Origin of the sequence: Actinotalea sp., from assembly GCF_041597215.1 — a bacterium.
GTDB lineage: Bacteria > Actinomycetota > Actinomycetes > Actinomycetales > Cellulomonadaceae > Actinotalea.
This window is the reverse complement of sequence record NZ_JBFHHB010000072.1, coordinates 1-13,106: the sequence shown is the minus strand read 5'-3', so window position 1 is coordinate 13,106 and position 13,106 is coordinate 1. Positions and strand designations below refer to the sequence as shown.

Annotated in this window: 12 protein-coding genes and 1 pseudogene; 9 read left to right on the top strand and 4 right to left on the bottom strand. The window is 73.1% G+C overall.

All coding sequences use genetic code 11. The features are described from left to right. On the top strand, positions 1-1,039 hold a 1,039-nt coding region (locus ABWK99_RS07045), incomplete at its 5' end, for a DUF222 domain-containing protein (protein WP_372593993.1). Positions 1,040-1,265: 226 nt separating this feature from the next. Then, positions 1,266-2,285 carry a class II fructose-bisphosphate aldolase gene (fbaA, locus tag ABWK99_RS07040; protein WP_372593992.1) on the top strand — a complete coding sequence of 340 codons (1,020 nt, stop codon included), beginning with the start codon at positions 1,266-1,268 and terminating at the stop codon, positions 2,283-2,285. 290 nt (positions 2,286-2,575) lie between these two features. Here the strand turns inward: fbaA and ABWK99_RS07035 are convergent, their stop codons facing one another. Further along, complete coding sequence (locus ABWK99_RS07035; protein ID WP_372593991.1) at positions 2,576-2,899, bottom strand: STAS domain-containing protein; 324 nt, start codon at positions 2,897-2,899, stop codon at positions 2,576-2,578. 158 nt (positions 2,900-3,057) lie between these two features. On the opposite strand from ABWK99_RS07035, the gene ABWK99_RS07030 reads away from it, so the two are divergent. Beyond that, a complete protein-coding gene (locus ABWK99_RS07030) occupies positions 3,058-5,163 on the top strand; it encodes a SpoIIE family protein phosphatase (RefSeq protein WP_372593990.1) in 2,106 nt (701 codons plus the stop codon). Between the two features lie 177 nt (positions 5,164-5,340). Here the strand turns inward: ABWK99_RS07030 and ABWK99_RS07025 are convergent, their stop codons facing one another. Next, complete coding sequence (locus ABWK99_RS07025; RefSeq protein ID WP_372593989.1) at positions 5,341-5,862, bottom strand: MarR family winged helix-turn-helix transcriptional regulator; 522 nt, start codon at positions 5,860-5,862, stop codon at positions 5,341-5,343. 85 nt (positions 5,863-5,947) lie between these two features. On the opposite strand from ABWK99_RS07025, the gene ABWK99_RS07020 reads away from it, so the two are divergent. Further along, positions 5,948-6,322, top strand: coding sequence for a DoxX family protein (locus ABWK99_RS07020; RefSeq protein WP_372593988.1), 375 nt, complete (start codon positions 5,948-5,950; stop codon positions 6,320-6,322). A 4-nt stretch (positions 6,323-6,326) separates the two neighbouring features. On the opposite strand, the gene ABWK99_RS07015 is transcribed toward ABWK99_RS07020, so the two are convergent. Beyond that, the gene (locus ABWK99_RS07015) at positions 6,327-6,665 is read right to left on the bottom strand and encodes an STAS domain-containing protein (protein WP_372593987.1); all 339 of its coding nucleotides are present in this window, start codon (positions 6,663-6,665) and stop codon (positions 6,327-6,329) included. 143 nt (positions 6,666-6,808) lie between these two features. Between ABWK99_RS07015 and ABWK99_RS07010 the strand changes: the two genes are divergently transcribed. Next, positions 6,809-8,095, top strand: coding sequence for an adenylosuccinate synthase (locus ABWK99_RS07010; RefSeq protein ID WP_372593986.1), 1,287 nt, complete (start codon positions 6,809-6,811; stop codon positions 8,093-8,095). Between the two features lie 144 nt (positions 8,096-8,239). Here the strand turns inward: ABWK99_RS07010 and ABWK99_RS07005 are convergent, their stop codons facing one another. Further along, positions 8,240-8,902, bottom strand: coding sequence for a hypothetical protein (locus tag ABWK99_RS07005; protein WP_372593985.1), 663 nt, complete (start codon positions 8,900-8,902; stop codon positions 8,240-8,242). Positions 8,903-8,970: 68 nt separating this feature from the next. Between ABWK99_RS07005 and ABWK99_RS07000 the strand changes: the two genes are divergently transcribed. The 4 genes and pseudogenes from ABWK99_RS07000 to ABWK99_RS06985 form a co-directional block, all read left to right on the top strand. Next, positions 8,971-9,549: a PadR family transcriptional regulator gene (locus tag ABWK99_RS07000; protein WP_372593984.1), complete on the top strand. Its 579-nt coding sequence runs from the start codon at positions 8,971-8,973 to the stop codon at positions 9,547-9,549. Positions 9,550-9,560: 11 nt separating this feature from the next. Then, positions 9,561-10,850 (top strand): annotated as a pseudogene (gene purD / locus ABWK99_RS06995) (phosphoribosylamine--glycine ligase); the annotation flags it as partial. A 274-nt stretch (positions 10,851-11,124) separates the two neighbouring features. After that, positions 11,125-12,096: a phosphoribosylaminoimidazolesuccinocarboxamide synthase gene (locus tag ABWK99_RS06990; RefSeq protein WP_372593983.1), complete on the top strand. Its 972-nt coding sequence runs from the start codon at positions 11,125-11,127 to the stop codon at positions 12,094-12,096. 149 nt (positions 12,097-12,245) lie between these two features. Continuing rightward, positions 12,246-13,106, top strand: an 861-nt coding sequence (locus ABWK99_RS06985; RefSeq protein ID WP_372593982.1) for a zinc-binding dehydrogenase, incomplete at its 3' end; no start/stop codon positions are given.

Here is a 13,106-nt window from a genome sequence, read left to right as displayed (position 1 = left end):
GCGCACCGTTCGCCGGTGGGCGGCGAGCGTCGACGCGGCGGCGGCGGAGGCCGAGCACGAGGCAGCATCCGCGCGGGAGCACCTCACGGTCTCCCGACGGTCCGACGGTGTCGTCCTCCAGGGATTCCTCACGCATGAGCACGGCGAAGCTCTCGTCCTCGCGCTGCGCGCGGTCGCAGGGGTTCCCGCGGCCGACGACTCTCGTTCGCGGGAGCAACGGCAGGCCGCGGCCCTCGTCGACGCCTCTCGGCTGGTCCTGGACCGCGGACTGGCCGGCGGTGGGCAGTCGGTGCGGCCGCACCTCTCCGTGCTCGTGCCCTGGGAGACGCTGCGGAGCGAGGCGCTGCGTGCGGCCGCGCAGGACGAGTCGCGTGAGGCGGACCCGACGTGGCTGCCGGCCGGCTGGTGCCCCGACGAGAGCGCGTCCGGGTCGTCCGCGCCCGCGCAGACCACCGGAGGAACGATCGTGCCCCGGTCGGTTCTCGACCGGCTCGCCTGCGACTCGGAGATCTCCCGGATCGTCTTCGGCCCGGACGGTGAGGTGCTCGACGTCGGGCGTGCCCGCCGGACCTACACCGGGCAGCAGCGGCGCGCGGTCATCGCGCGGGACCAGAGCTGCCGCTACCCGGGCTGCGGCGCTCCCGTCGCGCTGGGCGAGGTCCACCATGTCGTGTCCTGGGCTCATGGCGGACGCACGTCCGTCGCGAACGGAGTCCTCCTCTGCTGGTTCCACCACGAACTCGTCCACAGGCGAGGGATCGCGATCTCGCGCCGTGGCGGTGAGGGGGTCGCCTGCCGGTGGGCCTTCGTCGGCAGTGACGGGAGGGTGATCGGGGACGAGGGGGAGGTGTCGCGATCCTCGGACCGGGATGGGGTCGACGCCCAGGGCAGAGGACCGTCCGGAGCCGTGGACCCGCCGCCCGGTGGCCCGCTGCCCGGAGCCGTGGATCCGCCGCCCGGTGGCCCGCCGGCCCGGGGGTCGACCCACCGGCGCGCGGCCCCGGCGTGCGCCCAGGACCCGTTGCCGATCCCGGCCTGACCGGGGCGGTGCCGCCCGACCCGCGGGGCGGGGGAGATACGTGCTGGTGGCGAGCATCCTGCTCGGCATCCGCCAAGAGCGGGGCGGGTGGACCACGTTCGGCTCGCCGTCGTCGTCGTGCTCGACACCTGGCCGCGGGAGGACCACGGGGCGAGAGTCCCGTCTCATTCGGCGTGATCCATGCCACGATGGGCTTGAAAAACCCACCCGATCAGCAGGAGTCTCCATGGCTATCGCCACCCCCGAGGTCTACGCAGAGATGATCGACCGCGCGCGCGCAGGCAAGTTCGCCTACCCCGCCGTCAACATCACGTCCTCGCAGTCGGTCACCGCGGCGCTCCAGGGCTTCGCCGAGGCCGAGTCCGACGGCATCATCCAGGTCTCCGTCGGTGGCGCCGAGTACGCGTCTGGTTCGACCATCAAGGACCGCGTCGCCGGCTCGCTCGCCCTGGCTGCCTACGCCACCGAGGTCGCCAAGAACTACCCCATCACGGTCGCGCTGCACACCGACCACTGCGCCAAGCAGAACCTGGACTCCTGGGTCCGCCCGCTGCTCGCCCTCGAGATCGAGCAGGTCAAGGCCGGCAAGCTCCCCACCTTCCAGTCGCACATGTGGGACGGCTCCTCCGTTCCGCTCGACGAGAACCTGGTCATCGCCGAGGAGCTCCTCGAGCTCTCCGTCGCGGCTCGCACGATCCTCGAGATCGAGGTCGGCGTCGTCGGTGGCGAGGAGGACGGCCACACGGCCGAGATCAACGACAAGCTCTACACGACGATCGAGGACGGCCTGGCCACGGTCAAGGCGCTCGGCTCGGGCGAGAAGGGTCGCTACCTCACGGCTCTGACCTTCGGCAACGTGCACGGCGTGTACAAGCCGGGTGCCGTCAAGCTGCGCCCGTCGATCCTCAAGGAGATCCAGGACGCCGTCGGCGCCACCCTGGGCAAGACCAACCCGTTCGACCTGGTCTTCCACGGCGGCTCGGGCTCGACCGCCGAGGAGATCGCCGAGGCGGTCGACAACGGCGTCATCAAGATGAACATCGACACCGACACCCAGTACGCGTTCACGCGCCCGGTGGCCGGCCACATGTTCAGCAACTACGACGGCGTCCTCAAGGTCGACGGCGAGGTCGGCAACAAGAAGACCTACGACCCCCGCGTCTGGGGCAAGCTCGCCGAGGCCGGCATGGCCAAGCGTCTGGTCGAGGCCGCGCAGCAGCTGCGTTCTGCCGGTCACAAGCTCTGAGCGACTGAGGACGGTCGGCGGCTCGCAGCCGCCGGCCGACGTCGGTACGCATGACGAGGCCCGCCCCTCGCGAGGGGCGGGCAGCGTCATGTCCGGGGCTGTCGGCCGTCGTCGTGTCTGGGTCACTGAGCTGCCGGGCCGGTGGGCCGGTTGGCCTGCGGGCCGTGGGCGGCGGTCCGGTGGTCCGGTGGTCCGGTGGGCCCGTGAGCCGCTGGGCCGGTGGGGCGTCAGCGGTCGGGCACCGTCCGTGGGGCGCGTGCGCTCCGGCTTCGTCCGTGGAGCTATCGCCCTCAGGCGGCGTCGTCGGGGGTACCGCCGGCGGGGTCGTCGTCGACCGCCTCGAGGAGCTCGCCGATGCGGGTCACCTCGAGCAGGAAGCGCACCGTCTCGGGAGCGCGCAGGATGCGGACGGACTTCGTGCTGCGGCTGGCGATCCGCGCGAGGAAGGCGATGCCTGAGGAGTCCATGAAGGTCACGTGCTGGGCGTCGATGTCGATGGGGAGCCCGTTGGCCTCCGCCGCCGTCGTCGCCTCCGCGAGGTCGCCCGCGAGGTCTGCATCGACCTCACCGGACAGGACGATCCGCGTCCTGCCGTCCTGCACGATCACGTGCACCGACGCCGGTTCGGATGCGGCGATCGTCCGGGCGTCGTCGGCAGGCCCGCCGGGCCCAACGCTGTTACCGTCTCGCACGTCACATCCCTCGCGTACCGCATCGCAGTCGATTCCGCGATGCGTCTGCGAGGAACGCTAGACGATCGGAGCAGGTGGTGGTGAACCTTGGGGCCGCGGGGCCGGGTGCGGATCTCCTCGCTGCCGTGCGCGACCGGGCCCTCAATGCGACCGACGTCTCCGTCGTGCTCACCGACGCGGCCACTCCCGGGGCGAACGTCGTCTGGGTCAACGAGGCCTTCACCCGCACCACCGGCTGGTCCAGCGAGGAGATCGTCGGCCAGAGCATGGAGCTCCTCCAGGGCCCGGGGACCGACCCGCTCAGCAGCAAGGAGATCAGCGCCGCGATCGCCGAGGGGCGCAGCGCGACGGTCACTCTGCTCAACTACCGCCGGGACGGCACTCCCTTCTGGAACCAGATCTCCATCTCGCCGGTGGCGGACGACGACGGACTGGTGACCCACTGGGTGGGCATCCAGGTGGACGTGACGGCCCAGGTCGAGCGCGCCGACGCCCAGGACGCCTCGATCCGCTACGAACGCCGCGAACGGAGCGGCCTCGCCGCCGTCTCGGAGGTCTCGGACTTCCTCGCCGACCTGGACGACCCCTTCGTCCTGCAGGAGATCGCGCGCATCCTGCAGCGCGAGGTCGTCGCCTGGGCAGGGTTCTTCGTCGACGACGGCGGCCTGCGCGAGAGCACCGGGCTCGACGTGCTGTTGCGGGAGCCGCGCCGGCCGCGCGAGAGGTCGCGTACCTCGGCAGGCCGACGACCCGCGCCCGATCCGGTCCGCGCCCTGCTCGACGGCACCGTCCCCGGCCCGGTCGAGGTGCTCCTCGACCCGGACGCCGCCGTGGGTCCGGACACCGAGCGTCTGGTCGCGCTGCTGACCTCCGCGGGGGACGTCCCTCAGGCCCCCGTCGTCGTCGTGCACGCCGTCGCGGGCCGGCGTGCCGTCCAGGCGCTGCTCGTCACCGTCCCCCGCACCGGGGTGGGCGCCGCCGGTTTCGACGCGCACGATCTGACGATGTTGCACCTGGTCGTGCGTCGCGTCGGGATGGCGGCGGACAACGTGCGCCTCTATGCCCGCGAGCACCAGCTCGCCGAGACGCTTCAACGGGCGATGCTCCCGCAGCAGGCCGAGATCAACGACCTCGACGTGTGGACCTACTACGCGCCCAGCTCGAGCCATGCGCAGGTCGGCGGGGACTGGTACGACGTCCTCGAGGTCGCGCCCGGCGTGGTCGTCCTGGTCATCGGCGACGTCGTGGGGCACGACGTCGAGGCGGCAGCCGTGATGGGTCAGCTGCGCTCCGTCGTGCGCTCCTACGCGCACGACGACGCCGACCCCGGGCCTGTTCTCGACCGCGTCGACCAGCTCATCAGCGGGGTGCGCGTGTCCAGGGCGGCGAGTCTCGTCCTGGCCTCGATGGTGCGGACCGACACCGGCTGGACCCTCCGGTGGTCACGCGCCGGGCACCTCCCGCCCGTGCTGGCGCGCGGCGAACATGTCACCACGCTGACCGACGGGGCCGGCCCTCTCATCGGCTTCGGCCACGGCGGACGAGCCACCGGGCGCTGCGAGCTCGAGGAGGGCGACGTCCTCATCCTGGTCACCGACGGACTCATCGAACGCCGGGACCGCACCCTGCGCCAGGGCCTGGACCTGTTGGTCGAGACCGCCGGGACGGTCGGCACCCTCGACGCGGCGGGGGTGGGCGAGGCACTGCTCTCCCGGCTCGCCGGGCAACCGGAGGACGACGTCGCGGTCGTCGTCGTCCGCGTGCCCGATCCGGACGCCGTGGCGGCGCAGGACGACCGGCCGCGGCAGCGTCGTTGGTCCCTCGCGAGCGAGCCCGGGTCGATCGGCCGGGCGCGGCACGCCGTCGCACGCGCGTGCGAGGCCTGGGGCCTCCCGGGTGCGGCGGCCGCGGAGCTCGTCGTCTCCGAGCTCGTCGCGAACGCCGTGCTGCACGGCTGGGGCCACGTGGTGCTCAGGCTCTACGACACCGGCGACGGTCTGCGCATGGAGGTCGAGGACGCGAACCCGGCGCCGCCGGTCAGCACGGACGGGCACGCGGACCGCGTGGGTGGCTACGGGATGCGCATCGTCGAGCGACTCGCCGACTGGGGCTGGCGCCCGATCGGCGGGGGGAAGCTCGTCTGGGCGCGGATGTACCCGACCGGGCTGGAGGTCCACCAGGGGTGACGGCGCGTATCGCTCCGAGGGGAGCGTGCGGGGCGTCGCTCCAGCGGAGGGGGCGTGGGTCGCACCAGGGGAGCGTGTCGGCGTCGCCTGCGGGGAGCGTGCGGGGCGTCGCTCCAGCGGAGCGTCCTTGGGTCGCCGTCGCCGGGCCCGTGGGCGGTGACCCGCGGCTCGTGCGGCTCAGTCCGTCGGCGTCGGGCTGCCCCGGCCCGGTGCCTTCTGCTCGAGGAGTGACGCGATCTCGGGTGGGGCCGCCCTGGCGACGATGATCCGGGCGATCGCGTCGAGCTGGGCGATCTGCTCCTCGTCGAGGGCGTCGATCACGAGACGACGTGCCTCCCGCACGTGCCCCGGCGCCGTCGCCACCACCTTTGCCAAGCCCGCCTCGGTCAGGACCGCCTCCATCCGGCGCCCAGGGGTATCGGCGGCGCGCCGCGTCACCCACCCCTTGCGCTCCATGCGGTCCACGGCGTGCGAGAGGCGCGAGGGCGAACCCGCGACGAAGAGCGCGAGCCGCGACATCGGCAGCGCATGCCCCGGCGCCTCGGAGAGCTCGGCCAGCATGACGTACTCGAAGCGGTTGATCCCCGCGTCCCTCTTGAGCTGCGCGTCGATCGCCCCGGGAAGCGTCCCGAGCATGGCCGCGAGCGCCATCCAGGCGCTGAACTGCTGGTCGCTCAGCCAGGGCGTCTCGTCGGGCACGGCACCACGCTAGGAGTACGAGCTTGAATGTTCAACTCAACTGAGGCACACTCCTGTCCACTTGAACATTCAACATGGAGAACTGATGAACATCACGCTGTGGATCCTCACCGGCCTGCTCGCCGCCGCCTTCCTCGGGGCGGGCCTCATGAAGCTCACCTCGCCTCGCGAGAAGGTGACGGAGTCGATGCCGACCCTCGCGGACTTCAGCGGGACCCAGATTCGTCTCATCGGCCTCGTCGAGCTCCTCGGCGCGCTCGGTCTCGTGCTCCCGGCCGTCACCGGGATCGCCACCGTGCTCGTCCCGGTCGCCGCACTGGGACTTCTCCTGACGATGGTCGGCGCCGGCATCGCCCACCTGCGCCGTGGTGACCCGCGTGCGGCCGTCGTGGCACCGTCGGTGCTCGCCGTGCTGGCGCTCGTGGTCGCCGTCGGACGGTTCGGGCCGGCCAGCTTCTGAGGGCTCAGCCCTGGACGTGCCCGTCCGGCGGGCAGCGGTGGTCGAGGTCGATGCGGAACATGGGCAGTGCTCCGCACACCTCGAGCACGAAGAGCTCACGTTCGTCGCAGCCGCGCAGCACGGTGGCGCCGCCGCGCTTGCGCGAGGAGTCCGCGAGGGTGATGAGGAAGGCGGCCCCTGTCGAGTCCATGAAGGTGACGGCGCACATGTCGAGCACCAGGAGCTGGCGACGCAGGCCCGTGACGCGGGCCGCCACCTCGGGGAACTGCTCACGCTCGGCCAGGTCCAGATCCCCGGAGATCGTCAGCGTCGTCGTCGCAGCCGACATCGAGATCTCGATCATGGATCCTCCCTGGGGCGGCCGGGGTGAGCCGCGAGGCGACACTATCGAGGGGTGAGGCGAGTCGCATGCGGAGCGCGTCCACCCGGTAACCTCGTGACGGCCGCGGCGCCCCTGCGGTCTCGTCTGCCGCGGAAAGAGGACTCATGCCAGCCGTCGTCGTGCTCGGTGCCCAGTGGGGCGACGAGGGCAAGGGCAAGGCCACCGACCAGCTCGGGAGCCGCGTCGACTACGTCGTGAAGTTCAACGGCGGCAACAACGCCGGGCACACCGTCGTCATCGACGGTGAGAAGTACGCCCTGCACCTGCTGCCCTCGGGAATCCTCTCGCCCGGAGTCACCCCGGTCATCGGCAACGGCGTGGTCATCGACCTCGAGGTGCTCTTCCGGGAGCTCGACGCCCTCATCGCCCGTGGCGTCGATGTCTCCCGCCTGCTGGTCTCGGCGAACGCGCATGTCATCGCGCCGTACCACCGCACGATCGACCGCGTCACCGAACGCTTCCTCGGCAAGCGGAAGATCGGCACGACGGGCCGCGGTATCGGCCCGGCCTACGCCGACAAGATCAGCCGCGTCGGGATCCGCGTGCAGGACCTCTTCGACGAGCACATCCTCACGCAGAAGGTCGAGGGCGCCCTCGACCAGAAGAACCATCTGCTCGTGAAGGTCTTCAACCGTCGCGCGATGACGGTCGAGGAGACGGTCGAGGAGCTGCTCGCCAACGCGGAGCGCCTGCGCCCGATGGTCGTCGACGCCGCCCTGGTGCTCAACGAGGCCCTCGACGCGGGCAAGAACGTCCTCTTCGAGGCCGGCCAGGCGACCATGCTCGACGTCGACCACGGCACGTACCCCTTCGTGACGTCGTCCTCCGCGACCGCCGGCGGGGCCTGCACGGGCTCGGGCGTCGGCCCCACCCGGATCGACCGCGTCGTCGGGGTCATCAAGGCGTACACCACCCGCGTGGGCGAGGGCCCCTTCCCCACCGAGCTGCTCGACGACAGCGGCGAGTGGCTGCGGCAGCGGGGCGGGGAGTTCGGCACGACGACGGGCCGCCCGCGTCGGTGCGGCTGGTACGACGCCGTCGTGGCGCGGTACTCCAGCCGCGTCAACGGGTTGACCGACCTCGTGCTGACCAAGCTGGACACCCTCACGGGGCTCGCGACGATCCCGGTCTGCGTGGCCTACGAGGTCGACGGGGTCCGCCACGCGGAGATGCCCTACGACCAGAGCCAGTTCCACCACGCGGTGCCCGTGTACGAGGAGTTCGAGGGCTGGCAGGAGGACATCTCCGGTGCCCGTCGCTTCGAGGACCTGCCGCCCGCAGCCCAGCGCTACGTGCTTGCGCTGGAGGAGATCAGCGGCACGCGCATCTCCGCGATCGGCGTCGGCCCCGGCCGTGAGGCGACGATCAGCCGGTTCGACCTGCTCGACTGAGCGCCGGCCGGGCGACCGCGGGGCGGTGGACGCGGTGAGGGTGAGCGCTGCCGGGCCGGTCGCGGGGCGGTGGACGCGGCGAGGGTGAGCGCTGCCGGGCCGGCCGGGTCGGCCGCGCCGAGCCTCGGCGCCCTGCGGCCGTCGTCAGGACGGGTCTCGGCGGCCCCGTGCTGCCGTCAGCGCGAGGGTGGCAGCCATCGCGAGCGACGTCGGGGCCCAGATCGCGCGCTCGAGCACGCTGGGTGAGGCGAGGTTCATCAGGGCGCCCACCCCGGACCAGGCGGCCAGGCCGATGGTGGTCCGGCGCAGCCAGCGGTCGGGTACCGGGGCCCAGGTCTCGTGCCCGCCCAGACGGAGAGCCACGAGCGCGCCTCCCGACCACACGATCGCGGCCACTCCGCTCGCCACGCGCAGCCCGGCAGGCACGGTGGCTGAGGCACCACCCCAGGCCGCCTCGCCCCAGGGCGCCCCGGCCGCCAGCGCGACCTGGAACGCGCTGACCCCACCGAGCAGCGCGGCTGCGACCCGGCTCGGGACCCGGGCGCCAGGGTCTGCCGACGAGTGCCGCGTGCTCCCGTCGGAGCGGGCGTCCGGATGGGCGTCGGTGTCGGGGCCGGTCGCGACGGCGGGGGCGAGGGAGGTCACGGCGGGGGTGACGGCGGATGTGACGTCGGCGGGGGTCGCGGCGGAGGGGCCGGACGCGTCGGCGGGGGTCGCGGCGGAGGGGCCGGACGCGTCGGCGGGGGCGACGGCGGCGTCGGTCGTGCCCGCTCGGAGCGGGAGCTGTGTGCGTGCTGCGTCTGACATGGCGGGATCGGGCCCTTCGCTCGCTTCGGCTATATTGCTGTCAGCAATATCTACCAGAGAGGTCGGTCATGGCAAGAGCGAGTCGCACAGATCTCGCCGTGCTCGGTGCCCTGAGCATCGAGCCGATGACGGGGTACGCCGTCCGCGCCGGGATCCGTGACGTCCTCGGGCACTTCTGGAGCGAGAGCTACGGGCAGATCTACCCGGCCCTCGCCCGGCTCGAGGCGGAGGGCCTGGTCGAACGTCGCTCCGGAGAGCGGCCCCGGTCCTGGGTCTACGCGCTCACCGCCGCGGGCCGCGAGCGTCTGGTCGAGCTGCTGTCCGAGCAGGACGAGCCCGTCCCGCCCCGCAACGGACTGCTCCTGCGGCTGTTCTTCGGGCACGTCCTCGGTGCCGAGACCGCCATCGGGCTCGTCCGGGCGCACCGTGACCGCGCGGTGGCGCAGCTCGCCGAGCTCGCGCTCGCTCGCGAGGAGATCGACCCGCGCGACGAGCACGCCCCGTTCGCCCTGGTCACGCTGTCCGCGGGGGAGCACGCCGCACGCGCAGCGATCGCCTGGGCGGACGAGACGATCGAGACCCTGGCGTGCCTCTCCCGCGAGGTCGGCGCCGTGGACGGCCCTGGCGCGAGCGACGTGCGCCAGTAGGCTGACGCCCCGTGAGGATCCTCGTCATCGGAACGGGCGCGCGCGAGCACGCCATCGTGCGGTCGCTCGCCGGCCTCAACGGGCTCAACGGTGCCGGTGCTGCCGATGCCCTGAGCGGGCACGAGCTGCACGCGGCCCCTGGCAACCCGGGGATCGCGGGGCTCGCCACGCTGCACCCCGTCGACCAGCTCTCGCCGGAGGCTGTGACCGAGCTCGCCGTCTCCCTCGCTGCGGACCTCGTCGTCGTCGGTCCGGAGGCCCCGCTGGTGGCCGGGGTCGCGGACGCCGTCCGTGCCGCAGGGATCCCCTGCTTCGGCCCGAGCGGGGAGGCAGCGGCCCTCGAGGGCTCCAAGGCCTTCGCGAAGGAGGTCATGGCGGCGGCCGGTGTGCCGACCGCGATGGCGCACCTGTGCACGACCGTCGACGAGGTCGCCGCTGCCCTCGACGCCTTCGGCGCCCCGTACGTGGTCAAGGACGACGGTCTCGCCGCCGGCAAGGGCGTCGTCGTGACGAGCGACCGGGACGCGGCACTCGCGCACGCCCGCGACTGCCTGGAGCGCCGGGCGGGCGCGGGCGAGCGGGCGGCCGTCGTCGTCGAGGAGTACCTCGACGGCCCGGAGGTCTCCCTGTTCTGCCTGTGCGACGGGACCGACGTGATCCCGCTCGCGCCCGCTCAGGACTTCAAGCGGGCCCTCGACGGCGACGAGGGACCGAACACCGGGGGGATGGGCGCCTACTCGCCCCTCACCTGGGCGCCGCCGGGGCTGGTCGAGGACGTCGTCGCGCGCGTCGCGCAGCCGACCGTCGACGAGATGCGCCGCCGGGGGACGCCCTTCGTCGGGGTGCTGTACTGCGGCCTTGCCCTCACCGGCCGCGGGGTGCGCGTGATCGAGTTCAACGCCCGCTTCGGCGACCCGGAGACGCAGGTCGTCCTGGCGCGCCTGGCGACCCCGCTCGCCGAGGTCCTGCACGCCGCGGCGACCGGGTCCCTCGCGGTGCTGCCCGCCCTGCGGTGGCGTGACGAGGCCGCCGTGACCGTGGTGATCGCTGCGCACGGCTATCCGGGCGCCGTGCGGGCCGGTGACGAGATCGAGGGGATCGACGCGGCCGAGCAGATCGCCGGCGTGCACGTGCTGCACGCCGGGACGTCCTCCTCCGGTGAGGGCAGTCTCGTCTCCGCCGGTGGACGGGTGCTGTCCGTGGTGGGGGTCGGAGCGGACGTCGACGCGGCGCGCGAGGTGGCCTACTCCGGTGTCCAGCAGATCGCCCTCCGCGGTTCGCACCACCGGAGCGACATCGCGAGGAACCTCCCCGCGCCGGTCGCCGTGCCGGTCCCGTCCGCCACGGGGCTCGACGACCTCGGCGACGACCCGGACGACGCGGCGGCCGCCGCTCTCGCAGGCGAGCCCCGTGGGCTCGAACGGGCGGAGGGCCTCGGGAGGCCGGAGGACCTCGGGAGGCCGGGGGGCCTCGGCGGGCCGGAGGACCTCGGCACGTCGGGCGGCACGCCGGGTGGAGCGAGTGGGCTCGGTGGCGCGAGCGGGCTCGGTGGCGCGAGCGGGCTCGGTGACCGGGATGAGTGAGGCGGGCGCCGGGACCGCGCCGATGCCCGGAGCGGCCGGGGGCTCGGCCGTCGACCTGCCCGGCTGGGTGCACACCTACTCCGGGAAGGTCCGCGACCTGTACCTCCCCGCGGAGCCGCACCCCGCGGGAGATGTGGTGCTCGTCGTCGCGAGCGACCGGATCAGCGCCTACGACCATGTGCTGTCCACGCCCGTGCCGGGCAAGGGCATCGTCCTGACCCAGCTCAGCCTGTGGTGGTTCGAGCAGCTCGACGACCTCGTCCCGCACCATGTCGTCACGGCGGAGGCAGGGCCCGACGGGGTCCCGGCTGCCGTCGCCGGGCGGGCCATGCTGTGCCGCCGGTTGGAGATGATCCCGGTCGAGTGCGTCGCGCGCGGCTACCTCACGGGCAGCGGCCTCCTCGAGTACCGGGACACGGGCTCGGTCTGCGGTGTGCAGCTCCCTCCCGGCCTGGTGGACGGTTCGCGGCTCCCGGAGGCGATCTTCACCCCGGCGACCAAGGCCGAGCTCGGTGAGCACGACGAGAACGTCAGCCTCGACCGTGTCGTCGAGCAGATCGGCCTGGCCGACGCCACCGAGATCCGTGACCTCACGCTGGCGATCTACTCGCGCGCGGAGCAGATCGCCAGGGGTCGAGGGGTGATCCTCGCCGACACCAAGGTGGAGTTCGGGCGCCCGGCCCAGGGCGAGCACGCCGGACGGATCGTGCTCGGCGACGAGGTGCTGACACCGGACTCCTCGCGGTTCTGGCCGGCGGAGGAGTGGGAGCCGGGCCACGCGCAGCCGAGCTTCGACAAGCAGTACGTGCGCGACTGGCTGACCTCGACGGCGTCCGGGTGGGATCGCCACTCCGACACCCCGCCGCCGCCGCTGCCCGCGGACGTCGTCGCGCGCACCCAGGAGCGCTACCTCGAGGCGTTCCGGTTGCTCACCGGTCGGACCCTCGAGCTTCCGGCGGTCTGAGCCGTACGGGCTCGTGGGGGCCGCGCCGATGCCGGCCCCGGGGGCCGCTGCGGTCCCGCCGCCGCTGCCACCCGGGCGCTCTCGTGCGGGCGCTGCCACGCAGTGAACGGTGGGCGCCGGCGCGTGCCCGAAGGCGGACAATGATCGCCATGAGAGCCGTTCAGCACCACGGTGAGCGCGATGTCCGCGTCGAGACCGTTGCCGATCCCGTCCTGATCGAGCCGACCGACGCCATCGTGCGGGTGCTCGTCTCGTGCATCTGCGGGTCCGACCTGTGGCCCTACCGTCGCCCGGGCGCGCGCGACGGCGGCCCGGGTCCCATCGGCCACGAGTTCGTCGGGGTGGTCGAGGAGCTCGGCTCGGAGGTCACCACGTTGCGCCGCGGTGACGTCGTCATCGCCCCCTTCGTGTTCAGCGACGGCACCTGCCCGATGTGCCTCGAGAACATGCAGACCTCCTGCCTGCACGGCGGGATCTGGGGCCGCAACCACATCGACGGCGGCCAGGGCGAGGCCGTGCGGGTCCCGTTCGCCGACGGCACCCTCGTCGCGGCCCCCGTCGGCCCGGACGACGAGCGGCTCCCCGCCCTGCTGACCCTCTCCGACGTCATGGGCACGGGCCATCACGCGGCCATCAGTGCGGGGGTGACCGCGGGGTCGACCGTCGCGGTCGTGGGCGACGGTGCCGTCGGTCTGTGCGGGGTGCTCGCCGCCCGCCGCCTCGGCGCCGAGCGGATCATCCTGCTCGGTCGGCACGAGGACCGGATCGCCGTCGGACGCGGCTTCGGCGCGACCGACATCGTCCCCGAGCGAGGCGAGGAGGCCGTGGAGCGGGTCCGCGAGCTGACCGACGGGCTCGGGGTCGCGCATGTCATGGAGGCCGTCGGCATGCAGTCCTCCTGGGACACGGCCCTGGCGATCACCCGGCCCGGTGGCACGGTGGGCTACGTCGGGGTGCCCGGGGGGATGACCGACGGTCTCTCGCTCGCCTCGCTCTTCCCGCGGAACGTC